Here is a 22,272-nt window from a genome sequence, read left to right as displayed (position 1 = left end):
CAGCCGGGTTCACCACGATGGGTTCGTCACGATGGCCCGACAGTGGCCGTGCGGATCCGCCAGTTGCCGGTGTCATCGCGGTGGAGGATCTCGCCATCCTCATGGAGCCTACGGTGATGTCGCCCGCACTGGAGGACGAGGTTGGCGAGGTCGGTGGGTCCCCCATCAATCCAGTGCACGAGATGATGGCTGTCGCAGAAAGAGGGTGGACGATCGCATCCCGGATAGACGCATCCACCGTCGCGGAGCTCCAGCGCACGGTACTGCGCTGGAGAAACAGTAGGAGTGGCTCGGCCCAGCTCCAGAATCTCGCTGTCACCCCAGGTCAACAGCCGGGTCACCCGCGCGTCGCAGGCCAGTCTCCGGACGGCGGCGTGACCGATGAGCCCGCCACCGGCGAAGCCCGCCCGGGCGGTGAACCCGGCGGGGAGCTCCCCACCGGGTTCCGTTGTGGGCTCGCGTCCCTGCGATCGCGCCGCAGCGGGTCCGACCCAGTCGACGCCCGGTTGCCCCGGCGGCGGTACCAGCGTCGCGACATCGACCACTGCGGTCAGCTGGGGACGATGTCCATGCACCTGGGAAAGATCTGCCTGGCCCAGGTAATGCCTGGCGATTTCGATCAGGGCATCCGCCCGCCGCTGCGCCTTTGACCGGTCATCGCCCACTGTGGGTGCGCCTCCCATCGCCGCGTCCAACGCCGCGGTGACGGTCTCTCCACCCTCGGCGTCGAACTGTGCATCCAGGAACACCTTGCCTTCAACCGAGGATGAAACGATCAATCCACGGGCCCGATGTGCCCTGTCACGGTCTCTGTCCGCGCCGTCAGGATCAGAGGCCTGCGCCCAGTAACGCACGACCCGCCCCAACGTCGCCGGGTCCGTCCCCCGAGCCGCAAATGTGAACATCCCATGGGATTTGATCGCCGCCTCCCGACGTTGTGGCGTCACCGCCGAGGTCACCGCACGAACATGGGCGAAGGACACATCACCCTCGCGGAACGCGGCCGTCAGTTCTGGTAACACCGCCAGCTCCCGACTCGCGCGCAGCACTGCCGACCCTGCGGACCGCGACACCCCGCAACGGGAGCGCAGCCACGCCTGCACGGACAGGAAACCCTCGAGCTGCCACCACCGCGACGTGTCCAGACGATCGATCGAGCGCACCCACAATGCCTCCAAGGCGTTGGTGAACCGACGCAACTCCATGACAAACTCCGCCACGTCCTGTGCTGACAATTCCGACGGATCGAACCCGGCCGCCATGCCCCGCAGCCCGGGTAGGTCAGCCAACCCACTGCCGGTCATACTGCCGGTCATACCGCCACCCCCACCGAAAGTCGAACTTATGTTCGAAGTGTAGCTGACGATTCGGCCACGATCAACCCGTCGACGACATGCCGAACCCGCGCTCGTGATCCGGCGCAGCGCTGTGGCGCCAGGTTGTGGACGCATGGCTGTGGACGCAAGGCTGTGATGCGGGTAGCGGCGCTAGAGTGTGCCGGTGTGTATTCCCGGTCGGCCGACCCGTCGCATCCTGATGGCCGGGGCCGCCGTGACTCTCATGGGATGCTCGGCGACCGCAGGCAACGCCGGTCGAGCCGGAGCCCAACCCGAGGCAGGCGCACCCTCGCCCGCGCCGGCGGCACCCGCAGCCGCCTCCCAACCGGCGCAACCGTCGGCAACCGCGTTGACGCCGACCGCGGCGGGCGGGCCCGCAACCGAACTGATGCGCGCGAGTTCAGGACGCCCGGAGGTGGCCCTGACATTCCACACCAACGGTGACATCGCCCTGGTCGACGGGCTCCTTGCCGCCGTGGCACAGGCACGTGTGCCGATTACCTGCATGTTCGTGTGCAACTGGCTGGAGCGGTATCCGGACTACGCCCGTCGCGTCAGAGACGGCGGGCACGAGATCGGGAACCACACGTACACCCATCTCGCCGATCTCGACCGGCAGAGCGTTTCCGTGGTGCGCACGGAGGTGGAGCGCTCGCAAGAAATCATGGACCGGGTGACCGGCGGACCGGGGGACTACTTCCGGCCGTCGGCGATGCACCACAGCACCCCGGCGGTACTCGCCGAGGCCGGCCGCGCCGGTTACGCACACTGTCTGTCCTACGATGTGGATCCCCTCGACTACACCGACCCCGGTGCCGACGCTGTGGTCACGCGCACACTGGCAACGGTCCAACCCGGCTCGGTGATAAGCCTGCACTTCGGGCATGCCGGTACAATTCCGGCCCTGCCACGGATCGTCGCCGGCCTGCAGCAAAAAGGGCTCCGTCCGGTGACAGTCCGCGAACTGTTCGCCTGACCCCGTCGGGCTACAGCAACCGATGACGCCGACGAGCCGGTACGAGTAATGTCGGCCGGTGCGAGGGCTGGCGATTGCCGACGAGGTCCGGGTGGCGCTGGCTGCGGGACGCCCGGTGGTCGCGCTCGAGTCGACCTTGATCGCCCACGGGCTACCCCGTCCGCGCAATCGCGAGGTCGCAGCTGAGCTGGAAGCCCTGCTGCGCGCCCGTGGGGTGACCCCGGCGACGATTGCCGTCATTGCCGGGACGCCCACGATCGGTCTGGACGCGAGCGCGCTCTCGATGATCGCGGATGCGCCTGACGTTGCGAAACTGTCCGTCCGCGATCTCCCGGTCGCCTGCGCACTGCGCCGCACCGGCGCGACCACGGTCGCCTCCACATCGCTGCTCGCCGCCCGCGCCGGCATCCGCGTGTTCGCCACCGGTGGGCTCGGCGGGGTGCACCGCGGCTGGGCCGACAGCGCCGACGAATCCGCGGACCTGGTCACGCTGGCCCGCACCCCGATCACTGTGGTCTGCGCGGGGGTGAAGTCGATCCTGGATGTCGGCGCCACCCTCGAGCGGCTCGAAACCCTCGGCGTGACCCTGCTCGGCTGGCGGACGGACATCTTCCCCGGGTTCTACCGGTCACGCACTGGATTCACGCTCGACTGGCGGGTGGACGCAGCGCACCAGGTCGCGTCCGTCATGGCGGATGCGGACGCCCTCGGCCTGCGCTCGGCCGTGATCGTTGCCAACCCGGTGCCTGAGACCGAGCAGCTCGACCATGACCTGCACGACCGCGTTCTGGCCGAGGCGCTGGCGGCGGCGGCCCGCCGCGACATACGCGGGAAGGCCGTCACACCGTTCCTGCTAGAGACCTTCCACCGCGAAACCGCTGGTGCCAGCCTGGCGACGAACATCGCGGTCGTCCGCAACAACGTCACCGTCGCCGCCGACATCGCCACCGCCTGGTCCGCCGAAGTCGGAGTCCCGCGTGGCTGAACGCCCGTACGTCCTGCTGTCGGTCGCCATGTCCGTGGACGGCTACATCGACGACGCCACCGACCGACGCCTGCTGGTGTCCAACGACGCCGACTTCGACCGGGTCGACGAGGTCCGTGCCGGTGTCGACGCCATCCTGGTAGGCGCGAACACCGTCCGTCGTGACAACCCCCGGCTGATGGTCCGGTCGACGACCCGCCGCGAGGAGCGGACGGCCCGCGGCCTGCCGGAGAGCCCAATTAAGATCACTATCACCAGCCGCGGCGAGCTCGACCCGACAGCAGCCTTCTTCACCGAGGGGACGATCGAGAAAATCGTCTACGCTGCCAGCCCCGCGGCGGCCCGGGCCCGGGAGCGCCTCGCCGACGTGGCATCCATCGTGGACGCCGGGGACCCACTCGACCTGACCGTCGTCCTGGCCGACCTCGCCGCCCATGGCGTGCGCCGGCTGATGGTCGAAGGCGGCGGCACGGTCCACACCCGGTTCCTCACCGCCGGGCTCGCGGACGAGATCCACCTGGTGATCGCGCCGTTCTTCGTCGGCGACCCGGCCGCGCCCCGCTTCGTCGGCAACGGCACGTTCCCGCACCATCCGGGCCACCGGATGGAGCTAGCCGAGGTCCGCCGGATCGGCGACGTGGTCCTGCTGCGCTACCTGCTCGGCCCGCCCGCCGGGACGACCCCGGTGTGAAGCGTCCGGCCGGCACGCCCATGCCCTTGCCTACGGAAGCTGCTGCCCACAGGAAGCGGAGGCCGCCGTATCACTACCGCGTGACGTGGCCTTACTGCGACCATCGGTGTCTGGGACCGGAGGCTGGACGCGGAGGGCGCTGGTGGCGAAAGCCTGGAAGATCGCGGCAAGGCCGGCCCGGCCGCGACTCACGTGGGTGACCCTCCTGCTATGGATCATCATAGCGGTCGTCGCCACCCCACTCGCCGGCAGGCTGACCGGCGCGCAGACGAACGACGCCTCAGCCTTCCTGCCCACCGACGCCGAGTCCACCCGCGTGCTCACGGCCGAGAAGCTCCTGCCGGGTGGGGACGCGGTACCCGCAATCGTCGTCCTCGCCCGTGATCCCGAACTGACCCCCGCCGACCGGGCGACAGCCGAAACGCTCAGCCACGAACTCCAGCGGTTCTCCGTCATCCCGGTCGGCGGGCCCGTCCCGTCCCCCAGCGGCAACGCGTTGCTGCTGAGCATCAGCCTTGCGCAACGGGCCGACATCGTGGATTTCACCGACGACGTCAAGGAGATCCGGCGGATCGTGCGTCACGCGGCGCCGCCCGGACTTCAGACCGGCCTGGCCGGACCAGCCGGCCTGCTGACCGACTCCTATGACGTGTTCAGCGGAGTGGACACCACACTGCTGTTCGTCACCGCCGGGGTCGTCGCGGCCATTCTACTGATCGTCTACCGCAGCCCTTTCCTGTGGCTGGCGCCGCTGCTGTCGGTCGCCATCGCAGACCAGGCGGCCACCGCACTGACCTACCTCGGAGCCAGGTATGGCGGCCTGACCGTCAATGGGCAGAGCGCCGGGATATTACGGGTGCTCGTGTTCGGCGCCGGCACCGACTATGCGCTCCTGCTCATCGCTCGATACCGAGAAGAACTGACCCGCTACGAAAGCGTGTACGAGGCGATGCGGGTCGCGATCCGGCGGGCCGGGCCGGCAATCGTCGCCTCCGCCGCGACCGTCATCGCAGGCCTGCTGTGCATGCTGTTAGGCGACCTCAACTCCGACCGTGGTCTCGGCCCGGTGGGCGCCATCGGAATAGCCGCGGCGCTGGTGACGATGATGACGCTTCTCCCGGCCGCACTCGTCGCGTGCGGCCGGCGGCTGTTCTGGCCGTTCATCCCCGGTTACGGCGCGGGCACCGTCGAGGAATCCGGCTTCTGGTCACGTGCCGGCGCCAGAATTGCCGCGCGGCCCCGCCTCGTGTGGATCGCGACCACCCTGATGCTTACCGGGCTCGCGTTCGCGACCCTGCATCTGGACACGAGCCTGCGCGGGGACCAGGGATTCACCAAACCGGTGGATTCCGTGGTGGGTCAGGAACTCGCGCAGCGAAGTTTCCCGGCCGGCGCGACCGCGCCAACATATGTCATCGCCAATATCACGGCCGCGGACGACGTGCTTTCCACCATTCGCAGGAATCCCGCGGTCATCACTGTCGGGGAAACCGGCCGCGGAGCGACCCTGGTCCAGTTCGTCGTTATTCTCGCACAACCGCCCGACACACAGGCGTCCTTCGACACGATCAAAGCGCTCCGGAGTGCCGTCCACGCGATACCTGCCGCGGACGCGCTGGTCGGCGGAACCACAGCGGTGAACCTGGACGTACGCACCGCCTCCGTACGCGACCAGAAAATAATCATTCCGGTGGTCCTGGGAGTCCTGGCCGTGATTCTCGGGTTGCTCCTGAGAGCGGTGGTCACTCCAGTACTCCTGATCGCAACCGTGGTGCTCTCGTTCCTCGCCGCGCTCGGCGCCAGTGCGCTCGCCTATGACTGGCTGTTCGGCTTTGCCGGAGCCGACCCGTCCCTGCCGCTCCTGGGATTCATATTCCTGGTGGCGCTGGGAATCGACTACAACATCTTCCTGATGATCAGGGTTCGGGAAGAAGCCGAGAGACTCGGCCCCCGTGCAGGCGCGCGCCGCGGGCTGGCCGTCACCGGCGGCGTCATCACCTCGGCGGGAGTCGTGCTGGCGGCCACCTTCTCGGTGCTGTTCATCCTTCCACTGGTGCAGCTCGCGGAGGTGGGCTTTCTGGTCGCGTTCGGAGTGCTGGTCGACACCTTCGTGGTGCGCTCGATCCTCGTGCCCGCGCTGGCGCTCGACATCGGCCCGAAAATCTGGTGGCCGAGCCGCCTGGCAAGGCTGCCTGCGGGGCCGCCGGGACCGGCAGCCGGCACCGATCCCCCCGGTAGCGTAGGTAGCGTCGGCAACGAGGTTCTTGTGGGGCCGCCGGCGGTGCGAAGAAAACCATGATCGCACCGCCTGTCATCCGCCGGCCAGCTCTAAAACAGGCTAAAACGGGTTCTTACCCGAAGGTCGGAAACTCCGGCCCGAAAACCTGCCGCCACAGGTTGACGGCATCCTCGTGCCGACCCGCCTGCTCCGCCTCAACAGCATCATCAGCGTGGACGCGCGCGAACCGCACCGACTCCGCGAGCGCGTCGCAGTCGTCCCCCTGCAGGTAGGTCGACAGGTCGCCGCCGACCTCCGCCGGGTCGTAGGCGGTGAACCCCTTGTTCTCGACGTGCCGGAAGACCTCCGCCAGCGCCTGCCGGGTGTTCAGCCCGCGGTTGATCAGAACCTTGCCCGCGAGCGCCTCCAGGTGGAACGAACGCAGATGGCTGCCGCAGACCCGATTCCACGCCTTGAGCAGCCGAACCGCCGAGGCGACCCGTGGGCCGGCATCCGCCATCCAGCTCGCGTGCCGCTCCGGCCGGGTCGGCAGCCAGCCGCCGACGCAGTCGGGCATGACGTAACCTGCCCGTGGATGGTCGAAGGCAGGCACGAGATGGACGTCCGGCGCCGAGTTGTAGACGATGCGCATGGCCTGGCCACGCGTGCCGATCGTCTGGATGCGCTCGCCACCGATCGCGTTGCGAACGCAGAGCAGCAGGTCACGTGAGTCCCAGCGGAAGCGCTTCCAGGCGCTGTTCGCTGCGCTGAACACCACGAAGATGTCAACCTCGTCCAGCGGGCGGATCATCGTGTCGCGCCCTGCGGAACCGATGGTAGCCACACCGACCAGCGGCAGCGCGCAGCGCGGTGGAAAGATCGCCCGTAGGGCCTGCTCGGCGTCGTCCCGACGGGCGTCGATGACCGCGCGGTCGTCGACGTTGAGGCGGATCAGGTCGTCGAGCTTGGCGAAGGCGCGCGCGGTCGTGCCCACCAGCAGAGGACCGGTCATCGCACCTGTGATGGGACCGGTCTGCGGGTTAAGCGGACCGACCCCTGGATCATCCGGGAACAGCGGGTTGTGTGCTCCTGGCCCGGTCTCGTCCGAACGGCGCCAGTGCGGCGGAATGATCAAATGATCATATGTGACCTCAGACCCACGCGGCCGCATCAGGCCTGGCACGTCCGGACTGTCCACGGGTGCGACTTCACGCCGGGTTTCCACGCTCACTCTGAGAACCTCCCAGGCACCTTCGCGCCAACCGTACGGTCCCCCATCCATGACACGCGCCGATGGCCAACCGACACGGACGCGTGAACTGGGCGGCTGGCTCACACCGTCCCATTCGCGACATCGCATCTATGGTGCCGCATCCTGCAGCGGGGCAAACATCGGGGCCAGTCTGGTTACCTAAAGTCACAGATCCGGTGGAATTACGGAAGTGGTGAGGCGGCGGATGTGACGTTACGGAGGGGGCGGCCGGAACCAGACCCGCCAGCCACCGGACAGCACGATGTCCGCGGGCACGAATGCGGTCGCCACGGCCAGGCGCTCACCCGTTCGGTCACCGACACGCACCCGGGCCTCGACGACCACCTGGCCGCGGAACTCCAGCCAGCCGGCCAGCGCCCGCAGGGCCTCGGTCGCGTACCCCCGGCGCCGGTAGGGACGCCCGATGGACACCGACACCAGTGCCCGCCGGTCGACGGCGTCCACCGCCAGCAGACCGACGGCCACCGAGTCCTCACCACGCACCGTCCAGGTCATCACGCCACGCCCTCCGCCGGCCCGGCGACGCAGATCACGCCGCAACGCATCGGTCGAATCATCGGCGACGTCGACAGCGATCCCCTGCGCCTGGTGCAGGCACGCGCCCGCCAGCACCGGTCCCAGCTCCTCGGCCACGAAGCCGGCGTTCCACACCGTCAGGGGAAGCGCAAGCAACCTCGATGTCGTCAGGGTCGGCCCTTCACCCACGGCGGGCGGGCTCCACGACGCCGAGCAGTCCCCGCTCCCGCAGCAGCACCTCGGTGCGTGCCATCCCCTCGTCGAGGCCGACGCGGGGCGCCCAGCCGGCCAGGTTTCTGATCTTGGCGATCGAGTAGGTGCCCGTTCGGGCCAGCTCAGCCAGCGCGAGCGGTCCAAGATCAACATAGGCTCGGGGGTGTAGACGCGAGCTCACCCGTCCGGACAACCACCTGCGCCCGACCAGCAGCCGGTCCGCCGAGTCGAGCGCACGAACAAACGCCGCCGGCACCGAGCCCGGCAAGGCCACGCCGGCCATCCGCGCGTATCGGCCGAAGAAGTCGGATGCCGAAACACCCGCCCCACCCGTGACATGCAGGATCTCACCAACCGCCGCCGGGCAGTCCATGACCGCGGCGACCGCCGACACCAGATCGTCGACGTGGACGGGGCTCAGGATCCCGCGGCCGGAGTCCACCAGGACGAAGCGGCCGGCCCGCAACAGCAGCAGCGGCCACAGGGTCCATCGACCGGCCCGTGGTCCGTACGCGTCGCCGACCCGTAGCACCGTCACCGCCAGACCGCGGGATGCTGCGGCCACGGCTGCGTGCTCGGCCGCAGCCAGCGCGTCAGCCCGCGCCAGACCGGTCATGGTGACGGGCACGGCCTCGTCAGCGTCGGCAGGGAAGGAAGGGCCCAGCACACTCACACAGGACATGTGAACAACGCGACCGACGCCGGCGCGGTGGCATGCGTCCAACACGCCAGTGGTGCCGGCTACCGTGATCCTACGCATTTCACTGTCCGCAACCGGTATCGGCCGGCTCGGCACGCCGGCTCGGACCGCGGCCAGCTCGCCACCGCCACCTGTGCCGACGGCCGCCGCGTGCACGACAAGATCCGCCCCGGTGAGCAGTTTCTCCCAGTCACCGGGATGGGTGACGTCGGCCACGACGATGCCAGGACCACGGCGGACGTCTATCGGCACAACATCGTAGCCGCGTCGGCGGAACTCGTGCACGACCGCGTCCCCGATGAATCCCCCGGCGCCGGTCACCACCGCGCGAGCCACGTCGTCCCCTCTCACCCCTGGGACCTACCCGGCAGATCCCCGATCCCGGTAATCGGCCTTCCCGGAAGATCGCTTCCCGATCCACCGGACTCCCCGCCAAGACGACACCCGGATACCTCAAGGTCTATCAGACAGGCCTAACGTACCGTCACGCCGAGCACGCAGACAGGTCGTTCCGGTCGCACGATATCGACCCTACGTGATCGGAGCCCAAGAGTAACGGGTTTCAGGCACCGGCGGCCGCGACGACTCGGCCGCGGCCACCAGCCCGGTGCAGCGCCGGCATCCGCACCCCAACCACCGGCATCTTACTCTAAGTAGCTCTCTAATCGCTCTTACGGCGTCCCGAAATCCTGCGTCCAGTACGTCCCGTAACTGCCCCCGGTGCCGTAACCGACGCCGATCTGCTTCAACGAGCAGTTGAGGATGTTCTCCCGGTGCCCGGAACTGTTCATCCAGCCCACCATGACCTCGGTCGGAGTGCGCTGCCCAGCGGCGATGTTCTCCGCGGCGATCGAGAACTGGTACCCGGCAGCAGCCATGCGTTGAAAGGGCGTGCGCCCGTCCTGGCTCGTGTGGCTGAAGTAGTTATGCGTCGCCATGTCGTCGCTGTGCGCCTGCGCCGCGGTGGTCAGCCTGGAGTCGACGGTCAGCGCAGCGCAGCCGGCCTTGGCCCGTTCGGCGTTCGTGAGCGCTACCACCTGGGAAGCCGGGTCTGCCGATGTCGGCTCGGTGGCGGTACCCGGCGTAGCCGCTGTAGGAGGAGCGACCGGAGCGGCTGTGGCCGCCGGGCCGCCCGCCGTGGCGTCCGCGACCGGTGTGGACCACGGCGGCGAGCTCGGTGGGAGCGACGCCGCCCACGGCCACCCGCCAGGTTTGACAGCGGTGCGCATGTGAACGGTCTCACCAACCGTGCCACGATCGACGGTCTGTGGCGGTACAGACCCCTGCGCGGGATCAACCGGTGACGTCGAGGACACCAGGGCCGGGGACGACGCCCCAGGACTGGTCGCGGCCGCGGGCCCTCCCCCGTGGACGAGCTGGGCCAGGAGCAACCCGACGGTGGCGAGAACGAAAACGAAGACTGCCAGGACGGCGCCGGACCATCCCTGCCGGGAACGGCGGTGCTTGCGATGTCGAACCATGGAACCTTCCGTGTGGTCGGTCCCCCCCGCGCTATGCCCCCTCCATCCGGGACAAGGGTAGCGAGTACTAGGCACGGTGAGCCATCCCGTATCGCTTTTAACCGAATAATCATGAGCAGATCAGGCCAGTGTGGCGCCACCTCGGATCCACCCGACGACATGCCGTGTCGGACGGGCGACCAACGGCCCTGGCCGGCTGCCCCGGGTGACGCCCAGGAGCGCCCGGCAACAGGGGGCAAACGTCCGCACCCGTCGGACAAACCGGGCCACATGCGGGGCCAGAGTGCCAAAGTGCTGGTAGGACACATCAGGACGGGCAAGTATCCGGACGTGACGCCGTTCGAGACGGGGCCCGTCCAAGGGCAGCGCGCTAACATGACCCATTACGGCGCCAGCGGTCGCGACCAGCGGGATCCCGGGCGTGGGGGCACCAGACGACACGCCCGCATCCGGGTCGGCCGCGAGCATGCCGGCGGCGACCAGGATCGTGTCATCAGGCAGCCAGAAAACGACGAGGATGCCGCTGTCGACGAAGACGAGCGTGAAGATGACGGCATAGAGCACCGCTCCGGACAGGCCATCCACACTCGCACGATTCGAGCCTGTCTGCCCCCGAAGGCTCGATCATCGTACCCTTCGCGCGACTCCAGTCCGCTGTTCATATCCAAATCGGCCAATTATCGACCTAACGGACACGCAACTCCTACTGCCCACAGGAGCCACAACCATGCCCATCGCCACCCCGGACGTCTACGCACAGATGCTTGACCGGGCCAAGACCGAGGCATTCGCCTACCCGGCGATCAACGTTACGTCATCGGAGACCCTGAATGCAGCCCTGAAGGGCTTCGCCGATGCCGGCAGCGACGGCATCGTGCAGGTCTCCACCGGCGGTGCCGAGTTCCTCTCCGGCACCCGGGTGAAGAACATGGTCCTCGGCGCGCAAGCACTCGCCGAGTTCGCCCACCATGTCGCCAAAGCGTATCCGGTCAATATCGCCCTGCACACCGACCACTGCCCCGCGGACAAACTCGACACCTATCTGCGCCCCCTGCTTGCGATCTCCAAGGACCGGGTTCTCCGCGAAGGGCGGGATCCGCTGTTTCACTCACATATGTGGGACGGATCGGCAGTCGAGCTGGAGGAGAATCTCAAAATTGCCGACGGCCTCCTGATCGAATGCCACCAGGCCAAGATCATCCTGGAGGTGGAGATCGGTGTCGTCGGCGGCGAGGAGGACGGCGTCGTCGGTGCGATCGACGAGAAACTTTACACCACGCCGACGGACATGTGGCGCACCGCCGAGGTTCTCGGCACCGGCGAACGGGGCCGCTACATGCTCGCCGCAACCTTCGGAAATGTGCACGGTGTATACAAGCCGGGCAATGTGAAACTCCGTCCGAGCATCCTTCGGGACGGGCAGCAGTATGTCGCGCAGCAGCTCGGTCTGCCAGTCGACGCCAGACCGTTCGACCTGGTGTTTCACGGCGGTAGCGGTTCCGACCTGGCCGAAATCCGCGAGACGCTGGACTACGGCGTTGTCAAGATGAATGTGGACACCGATACCCAGTACGCATACACCCGGCCGATCGCCGACCATGTCTTCAAGAACTACGCCGGCGTACTGAAAGTGGACGGCGAAGTAGGTGTGAAAAAGCAGTACGACCCACGCAGCTACGGCAAGGCAGCCGAGTCCGGTATGGCCGCCCGTGTCGCGCAGGCCTGCGCAGACCTGCGCTCGGCGGGGCGTTCGCTGACCAGCTGACCCATCCGGCCAAAGGAGGCGCGACATCGCGTTTCGCGCCTCCTTCGGCCGCCGGCAAGCAAGCTGAGCGCACGCATGCGCGCGTTAGCAGTCGATCTCGAGGAACGGCAAGAGTGGACAGCGCGATGTGCGCATAGTCACGAACCGCATTCACGGCTTGTTCAGCCACCAGCAATTCTGGTTATGGTCTGCGCCGTGCCCGTCGATACGATGGGGACACGTCGGGCGGCACGCCGAATCCTGCCCTCGCTCGACGAAAACCAAACTTGCGGCAGGAACGGGGGACCCACTTTCGGACGTCGATATCGGGCGCCCTCGGGGTGAAGCCGTGAAAGCGGCCGGGCAGTCCCAGCCCGAATCCGACAGCTCACCTCGCAGGCGTGGGGAAGGGCATTACCAATATGTCCAGTACACGTTCTCGTGGTCGACATCGTGGAGTTCGCCGGGCTCGGGCCCGGGTCCGGGTCCGTACCAGGGCCATGGTGGTGACCCCGGCCCTGGTCGCCGCGATCAGTGGCGGTATCGCGATGTCCCAACCGGCCAGCGCCGCCACGACCTGGGAGGGGCTTCGCCAATGCGAGTCCGGCGGTAACTACGGGGCGAACACCGTCAACGGCTACTACGGCGCGTACCAGTTCTCGCTGGGCACCTGGCAGAGCCTGGGCTACACCGGCCTGCCCAGCGCTGCCTCGCCCGGCACCCAGGATGAGGCCGCGATCAAGCTCGCCGCCCGCTCCGGCTTCGGCCAGTGGCCTGCATGCGGCAAGGGCATGGGCGCCGACCAACTCGGGGGCGGCACCAACCCGGCCGGCACCGCAAGTCCCGGCGCATCGGGCGCCGACAGCGGCAGGGATGCACCGGACACCAGCGCATCGGACTCGAGCTCATCCGACACCGACTCGTCGCAGGCACCCTCGTACGGCAGGAGCGGTTCCTCTCGCTGGCAATGGCGCACGGTGAGCACGGACATCTCGTCGAACTCCGCTGATGCGACGCCCCTTACCGCCGACCTCGTCGATCAGGTGCGGTCGGACGTTCGGTCGTGGCAGCACCAGATGAACAGTCTTGGCTACAAGATCCAAATTGACGGTCGGTATGGACCTGAGTCGGCCGGCGCGGCCAGCCGCCTGCAGGCCGACAAGGGCCTGGCGGTCGACGGAATCTGTGGGCCGGAGACCTGGGGGGTCACCTTCACCTGAACAGCCGGCAGCTGACGGCCGCGAACTGATATAGACCCCGCGAGGACGAGTCGGGCCGGTCCCACCTGCGTGACAACAAACACAACAGAAAAGCACTACGGCGACCGGCCCGATCACTCGGTGTTACGAGAAGCCAGCACAAACGACCCCCCATCGGGGTCACCCCAATCGCCGGGTAGAGTGTTGTCTTTGGGCCATGTAGCCCATTCGGGTGGTGAAAACCAGGTCCGTGTAGTTCATCCGACACCCCCGATTTGCTTCGAAAGGGCCAGGCTCGCTAGAGTCCTCCCCACTCGCCAGATCGGCGAGGCCGCGCGGACGGACGCCGAATCCCGTCCCCGCCCGCCGCGGCAGGACCTATCGCGAAGCCGCACGGACGGGATCGGGGGAACCACATCCGGATACCGGCCACCGGTGTCCTTGGGGTAAAGCAGGCGACGCTCATCGGCGTCACCGGCCGGGCATGTTCCCAGCCCGCACCCGACAGCTCACCTCGTAGGCGACGGGAAGGACCGACCCACATGCCGTCTGTTGGCAGGCACCGAGCCCCGCAACAGTCGTCCACCGCAGTCAAGGTCCTGCGTACCACCGGTGCTGTCACAGCACTCGTGGGCAGTGGTCTCGCCGTCGCGGCCAGTCCCGCAGGCGCCGCGACCGCCGACGACTTCACCAAACTCCGCCAGTGTGAGTCCGGCGGCAACTATCACATCAATACCGGTAACGGGTTCTACGGCGCGTACCAGTTCGACGCCGGAACCTGGCACGGTCTCGGCTATTCCGGCCTCCCCAGTGACGCCCCGCCGGCGCTGCAGGACGACGCAGCCCACAAGCTCTACAACTCTCGCGGCTGGTCCCCGTGGCCGTCCTGCTCGGTCAAGATGGGCCTGACCAACAACGGCCCGGCGCCGCAGGTGCCGACAACGGTGCCGACAACGGTGCCCAACGTCGCGGCAGTCCAGCAGGCGATCGCTCCGGCGCAGCCCGCAATGACCTTGGACCGCGCGAAGGCGCAACTGGAATCGTCGAACTTCACCGGTACGACGCTTTCCACCGCCCTGGCCGGAGAGGTGCGCGCTGACGCCTACGTCTGGCAGAACACGATGCGCGAGAAGAAATTCATTTTGCAGGTGGACGGCCGCTTCGGCGGCGAGTCCGAGGGCCTGGCATCGCTGTACAGCTACCTGACACGGGTCGACGACGGACAGGCCGGTGTGGTCGGTAAGAACCTCTGGGACATCACCGTCACCAGCCCGTCCGCCCTGTGATCCCAGGGGTTCGTATCCTGTAACATCCCATGACTGTTCGAAGGTGGATTCGCCCTCGAACCCTGATCCCGCGGCGGACCCGATGGCCCACCCCCCTCCCACCGGGTCCGCCGCGTGAGAACCTGTTCTGACCGATCCCCACTCGGCACAGTGCAACCGGGATCCGGCAGGATGGACCCCATGACGACCTCCCCTGGACGGCCGGATCTTCTTGACGGTCCGCCCCCGACAAAACTCACTCTCGATCCGGCTGCCGCCAAAGCGCTCGACGCCGGCGAGACCGCGGAGACGGTCGCCGGTCGCTTCCCGGACTCAAGCCTCGCCTGGGCGATGCTGGCCGAGCGCGCCCTGGAGGCAGGTGCGGCGGTCACGGCCTACGCCTACGCACGGACCGGATACCACCGCGGCTTGGACCAGCTTCGTCGCGCCGGCTGGCACGGGCATGGGCCGATCCCGTGGTCCCACGAGGCCAACCAGGGCTTCCTACGCGCGCTCGCGGCGCTCAGTCGCGCCGCCGCCGCCATCGGTGAGGCCGAGGAGGCCGCCCGCTGCCGGGACTTCCTCGCCGACAGCGATCCCGAAGCGGCCGAGGTACTGGGCCTTAAGACCTGAGCCGCTCACGACCGTCCTGCTGACGTCCTGGATCGGGGACCGGGACACCCTGCTGTCCGCCCGGTGGCCTACTGACATCCGAGGTAAGTTACAGGTGATGTAAGTAGCGTGCGAGGTAAGCAGGGGCGGAATGGCGTTCGTCAATCGCGTCGAGGAGCTTGCCGCGCTGGAGCGCTGGTGGACCTCGACCCATCCACGACCAGCGGTGATATGGGGACGACGCAGAGTCGGTAAAACCGCCCTGTTGCACCGGTTCGCCGACGGACGGCGGTCGATCTTTCATACGGGTGCCGGTCGTGCCGCATCAGGAGAACTGGCGCAGCTGTCCCGCCAGGTCGCGGCCGGCATCCCCGGACGGTTCCGGGACCTGCTCACGCGCCCGTATTCCGACTGGGACGACGCCTTGGACGACTTGGCGGTGGCAGCGGAACGCGAACCGCTTCTCGTCGTCCTGGACGAGTTCCCAGAGATTGTCGCGACATCGCCGGACCTCCCAGGAGTGCTGCGGGCCTTTCTCGACCGCGTGGCGGGCAGGACACAGCTACGACTGCTGCTGTGCGGGTCGGCAGTGCGGCACATGACCGCGTTGCAGGAACAACGGGCGCCGCTCTACGGTCGGTTCGACCTGTCACTGTCGCTGCATCCGTTCCGCCCGCACGAGGCCGCCCTGATGCTGCCCGAGCTCACCCCGGCCAACCGGGCCCTCGTGTACGGGCTGGTCGGCGGAGTACCGCTGTACCTGTCCTGGTGGGACCAGAACGCGGACGTCACCGACAACCTGCGGCGACTGGCCTGCCGGCCGGGGGCGTCGCTGCTCACCGAGGGACAACTCGTGCTGGCAACCGAGGTGGAACACGGTGAGTACCCGGCGGCGGTGCTCCATGCCATCGCCGCGGGCCGCATGCAGTACAACGAGATCAAGGATCATATCCGGGCTGAGCCGGCCCGCACCCTGGACCGGCTCATCGAGCTGCGGCTCGTCGACCGGGTCATGCCGGTGACCGACACCGCCCGCAGCCGGCGCCGGGTCTACCGGATTGCTGACAACTTCCTCGCCTTCTATCTCGGGGTGCTTTCCCGGTTCCGTGCCGAGATCGACCGCGGTCTCGGGGAGGCTCTGCTGCCCGTCCTGGTCACAAGCCTCGATGACCATTTCGGTCTGCCCTGGGAAGAGGCGTTCCGGGAGCATCTGCGGCGGCTCGCGGTCTCCGGTTCGCTGGGGCCGGACGTCGTGGCGATCGGGCCCTACTGGGGAACCGGCGGTCAGGACGAGATCGACGCGGTCGTCCTCGCCGGCCGGGAACGGCGTCCGGTGCTGGCCGGTGAGGCGAAATGGGCACGCAGCGTTGACGGCCGCAGACTCGCCGCCGACCTACGGGAGAAGACCCGTGCGTTGCGGGTCCGCCGGCCCGCGGCGCAGCTACCGGATCATGACGATGCCGGCCCAGATGCCGGCCCAGGTGTGACGGACCATCCCGAAGCGGTGCGCCTTGCTCTCTGCGCCCGCGAGGAGATCCGGAACCCACCAGCGGGAGTCCTCACCGTCACCGCCGCCGACATCTTCGCTCCGGCCTGACGGCACCGCCGGCCCCGCTCAACTGGATCCTGTCAGGGCTACGGATTGTGCCCATTGGCGACGACGAGGCAAGAGCCGCCGTCGGCATGCTGATCGGGTCAATCTCGTAGCCGTGTAGAGATCAGTTCAACCCGAGTACAGTGCGTAATGCAGTGTCGATGTCAGCCATCTCGACTGCGGACAGATGGCCGACGAATCGACCCAGACGCTCAGGGTCGACCGCCGCCGTTTGCTCGACCAGGACACGGGTCGCCTGATTGTCGATCTCGACCTCGGGCCGAAAGGATGCCGGCCGAGCGCTGGTGGAAGTAGGGGCCACCAGCCAGGTCGACAACGGCAGCAGATCGGACTGCACGATGACGGCGTACCGGTTACCTCGTTGTTCGTGGCCACGCGCGTCACGAGGAGCTCGCATCTGGTAGACGTCACCACGCACGCAGTGGCTCCATGTCCGAAAGCACAGCCCGCGCCTCAGCCCGGTCGGCCGGGTCTGCGGCAAGAGCTTCAGCCTCAGCGACCAACCGCTCGGCCTGACGCGCACGCCACGCGGAGAGGATCGCCTCACGGATCACCTGGGACCGATCCCGTTCACCGACGGTGAGGTCAGTCAGGGCCCGGTCGACGTCCTCGTCTGTACGAAACGTAATCGTAGCCATAAGGCTCATTGTAATACAGCCCGCAATACAGATCCTGGAGGCGTCAATCACCAACAAGCCCTGACTGCCACCGACACACGGCGGAGGATGAGAGATTCGAACTCTCGAGGGGTTGCCCCCAACACGCTTTCCAAGCGTGCGCCCTAGGCCACTAGGCGAATCCTCCGTTGCCAAGCCTATCGGATCCACGGGCAACAGAACCGACGGCCAGCAAGATCCCTACCGGTTCAGAGGGATGCGATCGAGATCTCCGTGGATTTGATCAGCGCCGTGACCGCGACACCCCGGTCAAGGCCGAGGTCGACGACGGCCGCCTTCGTGATCGCCGCAGTGATCTCGTCACCCCCGTCGATGACAAGCTTCACCACCGCCATCGCATCGCCCTCGTCGATCGCGACGATCGTGCCGGGAATCCGGTTGCGGATACTCAGGCCCGACACGGGACCCGTGGCCAGCGCGACCTCGGTGGACTTGACCATGATCCGAACCTGGGAGCCTTCAGCGAGATCAAGATCATTAATCGACTCCACGGTAACCGCGGCGGTCACCTCCGGACCGCCGACCAAGCGGATCTTGACCGTTGCCATCGCCGCACCGGACGTGACGACGGTTACGGTTCCGGCAATCTGGTTGCGGATGCTGACGCTCATGTTGGACCTCACCGGCGCTTCCTGGACATCGTTGCTGGTCGGGATGCCACCACCTTCACACGCAAGGCATTCGGCCAGCCGTCCCGACCGACCATATGGATGGCTTTCGGTGAGTATGCCTGACTGATGGCGGCTTTCGGGCCACCGATGCGCTGCTGAAGATCCATCCGACAGGCCTTAGACTCACTGGCAGACCCCTCGCGCGGCGTCACCCTCGTGAACCCCCCCAGGGCCGGAAGGCAGCAAGGGTAAGCAGGCTCTGGCGGGTGTGCGAGGGGTCGTCCTCTTCGCGGGGGCCGCGAACCCGGCGACGGCCTTGATCCCGGGCAACGCCCAGCGTGCTGACGTAGCGAGTGATCGACGGAACAGGTCGGTGATCATGTGAGCGGCGCGTTGTACAACCGGTACCGTCCAGCGACCTTCGCCCAGGTCGTCGGTCAGGAGCACGTGACCGGTGCCCTCATGCAGGCGTTGCGGACCGGCCGCCTGCACCACGCCTACCTGTTCAGCGGTCCGCGCGGCTGCGGTAAGACGTCGTCCGCGCGCATCCTCGCCGCATCCCTGAACTGCGTGAACGGGCCGACACCCGAGCCGTGCGGGGTGTGCGAGCAGTGCGTGTCGATCCGACGCGGTGTGTCCATGGACGTCACCGAGATCGACGCCGCCTCCCACGGGCTTGTGGACGATGCCCGCGACCTGCGGGAACGCGCGTTCTTCGCGCCGGCCTCGGCGCGGTTCAAGGTGTATGTCGTCGACGAGGCCCACATGGTCACCGCGGCGGCTTTCAACGCCCTGCTCAAGGTCGTCGAGGAACCACCGCCCTACCTGAAGTTCGTGTTCGCGACCACCGAACCCGACAAGGTCATCGCCACCATCCGCTCCCGGACCCACCACTACGCGTTCCGACTCGTTCCACCCGGGGCGCTGCGCGACCACCTCACGTCCGTCTGCACGTCGGAAGGGGTTGACGTCGATCCGGCGGTACTACCGCTGGTGGTACGAGCCGGCGCAGGCTCCGTCCGCGACTCGCTGTCAGTACTCGACCAGCTGCTCGCCGGCGCGGGGCCGGATGGCCTTGGCTACGATCGGGCGGTAGCGTTACTCGGGCTGACCGACGGCGTCCTGCTGGACGAAGCGGTCGACGCCCTTGCCGCACGGGACGGCGCCACCTCGTTCACCGTTGTCGACAAGGTCGTCTCCTCCGGCCACGACCCCCGGCGATTCGCCATGGACCTGCTGGAACGCCTACGGGATCTGATCGTCTTCGCGGCCGTGCCGGACGCGCCCGCCAAGGGGCTGCTGGAGAACTACTCACTCGACCAGATCGAACGGATGCGCGGCCAGTGCGGCCGGATGGGCCCGGCCGAGCTTTCCCGGGCCGCGGACGTGGTACACGCAGGTCTCAAGGAGATGCGCGGGACGACCAGCCCGCGCCTCCTGCTCGAACTGGTCATGGCACGGGCGTTGCTGCCCGCTGCCGGATCTGACCCGTCGGCGTTGCTGGTCCGCCTCGAACGGTTGGAACGGCGGGCGGAGGCCGGCGGCATCACCGGTCCATCACATGATGATGCGGCGTCGGCGTCGGCGTCGGCCGGCCCGGGACCGTCGGCCGGCCCGGCGCAACCGCCGACCCCGGCCCGGGTTTCCGGGACTGGCGAGGTCCGCGCACAACCAGCGCCCGGACCGCACTCCCCCGCCGCAACGCGATCAACCGACGGTGGCGATGCCGGCGGTGGTGGCGGTGGTGGCGGTGCCGGCGGTGGTGGTGCCGATGCCGGCGGTGGCGGTACCGATGCGGGACGACTGCGAGCAGCCTGGGACGACGTGCTCCGCGCGGCCCGGTCGCGCAAGCCCGCCACGCACGCCCTACTCCAGGAGTACGCCTCGGTAGCGGATGTTCGTGGGGACGAAGTCATCCTCGCGTTCACGGTCGCGACGATCGCCCGGATGTTCGGTCAGGGCAGCAATGTCGAGGTCCTCCGCGCCGCCCTGACAGAGATTCTGGGCGGCACCTGGCGGGTCACCATCGCAGCCGCGGGGGGACCACCCGGTGCGCCGGGGGGCACCGGCGTGCCCTGGAGCCCCGGTGGGAACAGTCGGCCAGGCCGTCCGGACGGGACTTCCGGGCCGGAACCGGCCGGGTCCAGCTCACCGCGAGCCTCGGCCGGGCCGGTGCACACTGTAGCCGTCGCCACACCGCCGCCGGCGACCCAATCGGGAGCACCGGCACCTGCGCACCGCCCGACCGGACGAGCCATGGCCTCCGTCGGACCTTCGGCGCCGACCCCGACGGCCGGGCAGATCCGTCATGAGGCGACGACCGTCCGACCAGGGGCAACGCCCGCCGACCGGCCGGGTGCACGCGCCACGGGGGAGGGCCGTGCCACCGCCCACGCTGGCCTTGACATAGCACGACGTTCGCCCGCGCCCCGTGAATCGTCCTCGGCCACACCACCGGCACCGGTGACGTCGGTACCACCAGCGTCGTCAGCTGCCGGCCACTGCGACACCGACGATGAGCCCTCGGCCGGCGACGATGACGCGCCGGCGTACCCAGGCGCGTCGCTGTCGGGTGAGGCGGCCGCGATGGCGTTGCTGCAGTCCGACCTCGGCGCCACCGTCATCGACCAACCCATCGACTGATCGACCATTGCGTCGACTGGCCGCACACCGGACGGACCGGACATTCCTCGGTCAGCGGCACATGGGTGCGTCGGACCCCGGACGTAGGCTCATGGACATGTCGAACCCGCAGATACCTGGGCCGGACATCGGCCAGATCCTCATGCAGGCCCAGCGGATGCAGGCCGAGTTGATGACCGCCCAACAGGAACTCGCCGACACCAGAGTGGACGGCACCGCGGGCGGAGGTCTGGTGAAAGCCACCGTGACCGGCGGCGGCGAGTTGGTCGATCTCACCATCAGTCCGGCCGCGGTCGATCCGACCGACACCGAGACCCTGGCGGACCTCGTCCTCGCGGCCGTTCGGGACGCCGCCGTCAACGCGCGCGGGCTCGCCGCGGAGCGGATGGGCGAGGTCACCGGCGGGCTGGGCGACGCTCTTGGTGGGCTCGGAGTTCCGGGCGGGCTCGGAGTTCCGAGCGGACCGTCAGGTCTGGCCGGCGGGTCGGGCTCGGGGTCGGGGCCGGGCTCGGGGCCGCAAGCCCCAGGCCTGGGATGACAGGCATGCCGATCGGCGACCGGCTCGTGCCTGGCGGCCACATCGGGGCAGGTCGGTGACAATGTACGAGGGGATCGTCCAGGATCTGATCGACGAGCTCGGCCGGCTGCCGGGTATCGGCCCGAAAAGCGCGCAGCGGATCGCTTTCCACCTTCTCTCCGCGGACCCCGTCGATGTGCGGCGCCTTGCGGCGACGCTGAACGAAGTCAAGGACAAGGTCCGGTTCTGTCGGCTGTGCTTCAACGTCGCGCAGGCGGAACTGTGCCGGATCTGCTCCGACCAGCGACGTGATCCGGCCCAGATCTGCGTCGTCGAGGAGTCGAAGGACGTCGTCGCCATCGAGCGGACGCGGGAGTTCCGGGGGCGCTATCACGTCCTCGGTGGCGCGATCAATCCGATCGGCGGAGTGGGCCCTGATGACCTGCACATCCGAGAGCTGATCGCTCGGCTGGCCGATGGGACGGTGACCGAACTGATTCTCGCGACCGATCCGAACACCGAGGGTGAAGTCACCGCGTCCTACCTGGCTCGCCAGATCGCTCCGATGGGATTGAAGGTCACCCGTCTGGCCAGTGGCCTGCCGATGGGCGGGGATCTGGAATGGGCGGACGAGGTGACTCTCGGTCGCGCCTTCGAAGGCCGCCGGGTCGTCACCTGATCGCCTGACCAGGCCGCCGCCTGACCGGATACTCCACAATCGGTGGCTGTACGAGGCAGGACAGTGTGAGCCTGCGCCGCGTGTGAAGGCCTGCGAACCCCTCTCGGCTACTGTGGGCAGCTCTTGCCGAGTCGGCAGAGGCTGCGCGATCACGACTCCTGCCGCGCCGCCGCTGGCCGCACGGGAATAGCAGCCCTGTCCAGACAGCGTTCGCGACCTGGTCGTCCGCGCGCGAATGAACTCCTACGACCGTGGGGAGCACACATCAAATGATCATTAGTGCACACGTAGGTGCGGGGGCCCTGGTCGGTACAGCACTA

At 67.9% G+C, this 22,272-nt stretch carries 21 protein-coding genes, 1 tRNA gene, 1 other RNA gene and 2 riboswitches; of the genes, 13 read left to right on the top strand and 10 right to left on the bottom strand.

All coding sequences use genetic code 11. The features are described from left to right. Positions 1–26 precede the first annotated feature (26 nt). Positions 27–1,316: an HNH endonuclease signature motif containing protein gene (locus U9983_RS12930; RefSeq protein ID WP_322754256.1), complete on the bottom strand. Its 1,290-nt coding sequence runs from the start codon at positions 1,314–1,316 to the stop codon at positions 27–29. 184 nt (positions 1,317–1,500) lie between these two features. On the opposite strand from U9983_RS12930, the gene U9983_RS12925 reads away from it, so the two are divergent. From U9983_RS12925 to U9983_RS12910, 4 genes are all read left to right on the top strand, one after another. After that, complete coding sequence (locus U9983_RS12925; protein WP_322754255.1) at positions 1,501–2,313, top strand: polysaccharide deacetylase family protein; 813 nt, start codon at positions 1,501–1,503, stop codon at positions 2,311–2,313. Positions 2,314–2,371: 58 nt separating this feature from the next. Beyond that, entirely contained in the window at positions 2,372–3,298 is a 927-nt protein-coding gene (locus tag U9983_RS12920; RefSeq protein ID WP_322750373.1) for a pseudouridine-5'-phosphate glycosidase, read from the top strand. Further along, complete coding sequence (locus U9983_RS12915; protein ID WP_322754254.1) at positions 3,291–3,989, top strand: RibD family protein; 699 nt, start codon at positions 3,291–3,293, stop codon at positions 3,987–3,989. The genes U9983_RS12920 and U9983_RS12915 overlap by 8 nt, the downstream gene beginning before the upstream one ends. 142 nt (positions 3,990–4,131) lie before the next feature. Further along, complete coding sequence (locus U9983_RS12910; protein ID WP_322754253.1) at positions 4,132–6,288, top strand: MMPL family transporter; 2,157 nt, start codon at positions 4,132–4,134, stop codon at positions 6,286–6,288. 52 nt (positions 6,289–6,340) lie between these two features. On the opposite strand, the gene U9983_RS12905 is transcribed toward U9983_RS12910, so the two are convergent. From U9983_RS12905 to U9983_RS12885, 5 genes are all read right to left on the bottom strand, one after another. Continuing rightward, the gene (locus tag U9983_RS12905; protein ID WP_416211385.1) at positions 6,341–7,438 is read right to left on the bottom strand and encodes a nucleotidyltransferase; all 1,098 of its coding nucleotides are present in this window, start codon (positions 7,436–7,438) and stop codon (positions 6,341–6,343) included. Positions 7,439–7,672: 234 nt separating this feature from the next. After that, positions 7,673–8,185, bottom strand: a complete 513-nt coding sequence (locus tag U9983_RS12900) for a GNAT family N-acetyltransferase (RefSeq protein WP_322754252.1) — start codon at positions 8,183–8,185, stop codon at positions 7,673–7,675. After that, entirely contained in the window at positions 8,178–9,260 is a 1,083-nt protein-coding gene (locus tag U9983_RS12895) for an NAD(P)-dependent oxidoreductase (protein ID WP_322754251.1), read from the bottom strand. The genes U9983_RS12900 and U9983_RS12895 overlap by 8 nt, the downstream gene beginning before the upstream one ends. Positions 9,261–9,580: 320 nt before the next feature. Further along, a complete protein-coding gene (locus tag U9983_RS12890; protein WP_322754250.1) occupies positions 9,581–10,390 on the bottom strand; it encodes a CAP domain-containing protein in 810 nt (269 codons plus the stop codon). 120 nt (positions 10,391–10,510) lie between these two features. After that, positions 10,511–10,975, bottom strand: a complete 465-nt coding sequence (locus U9983_RS12885) for a hypothetical protein (RefSeq protein WP_322754249.1) — start codon at positions 10,973–10,975, stop codon at positions 10,511–10,513. Between the two features lie 142 nt (positions 10,976–11,117). On the opposite strand from U9983_RS12885, the gene fbaA reads away from it, so the two are divergent. The 5 genes from fbaA (at position 11,118) to U9983_RS12860 (ending at position 16,807) form a co-directional block, all read left to right on the top strand. Then, on the top strand, positions 11,118–12,155 hold the full coding sequence (gene fbaA, locus U9983_RS12880; protein WP_322754248.1) for a class II fructose-bisphosphate aldolase: 1,038 nt from the start codon (positions 11,118–11,120) through the stop codon (positions 12,153–12,155). A gap of 223 nt (positions 12,156–12,378) precedes the next feature. After that, positions 12,379–12,551, top strand: a riboswitch (cyclic di-AMP (ydaO/yuaA leader). Positions 12,552–12,556: 5 nt separating this feature from the next. Further along, on the top strand, positions 12,557–13,354 hold the full coding sequence (locus U9983_RS12875; RefSeq protein ID WP_416211384.1) for a transglycosylase family protein: 798 nt from the start codon (positions 12,557–12,559) through the stop codon (positions 13,352–13,354). 351 nt (positions 13,355–13,705) lie between these two features. Continuing rightward, a riboswitch (cyclic di-AMP (ydaO/yuaA leader) is annotated at positions 13,706–13,870 on the top strand. A 5-nt stretch (positions 13,871–13,875) separates the two neighbouring features. Further along, positions 13,876–14,619, top strand: coding sequence for a transglycosylase family protein (locus tag U9983_RS12870; protein WP_322754246.1), 744 nt, complete (start codon positions 13,876–13,878; stop codon positions 14,617–14,619). A gap of 180 nt (positions 14,620–14,799) precedes the next feature. Then, positions 14,800–15,231, top strand: coding sequence for a DUF3151 domain-containing protein (locus U9983_RS12865; protein WP_322754245.1), 432 nt, complete (start codon positions 14,800–14,802; stop codon positions 15,229–15,231). 130 nt (positions 15,232–15,361) lie between these two features. After that, the gene (locus tag U9983_RS12860; protein WP_322754244.1) at positions 15,362–16,807 is read left to right on the top strand and encodes an ATP-binding protein; all 1,446 of its coding nucleotides are present in this window, start codon (positions 15,362–15,364) and stop codon (positions 16,805–16,807) included. 121 nt (positions 16,808–16,928) lie between these two features. Here the strand turns inward: U9983_RS12860 and U9983_RS12855 are convergent, their stop codons facing one another. From U9983_RS12855 to U9983_RS12840, 4 genes are all read right to left on the bottom strand, one after another. Then, complete coding sequence (locus tag U9983_RS12855) at positions 16,929–17,243, bottom strand: type II toxin-antitoxin system PemK/MazF family toxin (protein WP_322754243.1); 315 nt, start codon at positions 17,241–17,243, stop codon at positions 16,929–16,931. Next, positions 17,233–17,463, bottom strand: a complete 231-nt coding sequence (locus U9983_RS12850; RefSeq protein WP_322754242.1) for a hypothetical protein — start codon at positions 17,461–17,463, stop codon at positions 17,233–17,235. Before U9983_RS12850 ends, U9983_RS12855 begins: the two co-directional genes overlap by 11 nt. Before the next feature lie 81 nt (positions 17,464–17,544). Next, a tRNA-Ser gene (locus U9983_RS12845) sits at positions 17,545–17,629 on the bottom strand. A 61-nt stretch (positions 17,630–17,690) separates the two neighbouring features. Further along, positions 17,691–18,113, bottom strand: a complete 423-nt coding sequence (locus tag U9983_RS12840) for a TOBE domain-containing protein (protein WP_322754241.1) — start codon at positions 18,111–18,113, stop codon at positions 17,691–17,693. Between the two features lie 189 nt (positions 18,114–18,302). Here U9983_RS12840 and ffs point away from each other — a divergent pair. The 4 genes from ffs (at position 18,303) to recR (ending at position 21,952) form a co-directional block, all read left to right on the top strand. Then, positions 18,303–18,399: signal recognition particle sRNA small type (gene ffs, locus U9983_RS12835), an RNA gene on the top strand. A gap of 95 nt (positions 18,400–18,494) precedes the next feature. Further along, entirely contained in the window at positions 18,495–20,756 is a 2,262-nt protein-coding gene (locus tag U9983_RS12830) for a DNA polymerase III subunit gamma and tau (RefSeq protein WP_322754240.1), read from the top strand. A gap of 97 nt (positions 20,757–20,853) precedes the next feature. Continuing rightward, positions 20,854–21,294 carry a YbaB/EbfC family nucleoid-associated protein gene (locus U9983_RS12825; protein WP_322754239.1) on the top strand — a complete coding sequence of 147 codons (441 nt, stop codon included), beginning with the start codon at positions 20,854–20,856 and terminating at the stop codon, positions 21,292–21,294. Positions 21,295–21,355: 61 nt separating this feature from the next. Beyond that, positions 21,356–21,952 (top strand): recombination mediator RecR, encoded by a 597-nt coding sequence (gene recR / locus U9983_RS12820; protein WP_322748718.1) that lies wholly within the window; start codon positions 21,356–21,358, stop codon positions 21,950–21,952. Positions 21,953–22,272 lie beyond the last annotated feature (320 nt).

Source organism: Protofrankia sp. Cas3 (genome assembly GCF_963555955.1).
Lineage (GTDB): Bacteria > Actinomycetota > Actinomycetes > Frankiales > Frankiaceae > Protofrankia.
Note: the sequence above shows the minus strand (reverse complement) of the source record. Positions and strands in the feature narration are given on the sequence as shown.

Excerpts from the sequence above, each read along its gene's own strand:
- U9983_RS12870 (WP_322754246.1), top strand. The coding sequence starts at position 13,876 with ATGCCGTCTGTTGGCAGGCACCGAGCCCCGCAACAGTCGTCCACCGCA.
- fbaA (WP_322754248.1), top strand. The coding sequence starts at position 11,118 with ATGCCCATCGCCACCCCGGACGTCTACGCACAGATGCTTGACCGGGCC.
- U9983_RS12850 (WP_322754242.1), bottom strand. The coding sequence starts at position 17,463 with ATGGCTACGATTACGTTTCGTACAGACGAGGACGTCGACCGGGCCCTG.
- U9983_RS12860 (WP_322754244.1), top strand. The coding sequence starts at position 15,362 with ATGGCGTTCGTCAATCGCGTCGAGGAGCTTGCCGCGCTGGAGCGCTGG.
- U9983_RS12890 (WP_322754250.1), bottom strand. The coding sequence starts at position 10,390 with ATGGTTCGACATCGCAAGCACCGCCGTTCCCGGCAGGGATGGTCCGGC.
- U9983_RS12865 (WP_322754245.1), top strand. The coding sequence starts at position 14,800 with ATGACGACCTCCCCTGGACGGCCGGATCTTCTTGACGGTCCGCCCCCG.
- U9983_RS12930 (WP_322754256.1), bottom strand. The coding sequence starts at position 1,316 with ATGACCGGCAGTATGACCGGCAGTGGGTTGGCTGACCTACCCGGGCTG.
- U9983_RS12840 (WP_322754241.1), bottom strand. The coding sequence starts at position 18,113 with ATGAGCGTCAGCATCCGCAACCAGATTGCCGGAACCGTAACCGTCGTC.
- recR (WP_322748718.1), top strand. The coding sequence starts at position 21,356 with ATGTACGAGGGGATCGTCCAGGATCTGATCGACGAGCTCGGCCGGCTG.
- U9983_RS12825 (WP_322754239.1), top strand. The coding sequence starts at position 20,854 with ATGTCGAACCCGCAGATACCTGGGCCGGACATCGGCCAGATCCTCATG.
- U9983_RS12875 (WP_416211384.1), top strand. The coding sequence starts at position 12,557 with ATGTCCAGTACACGTTCTCGTGGTCGACATCGTGGAGTTCGCCGGGCT.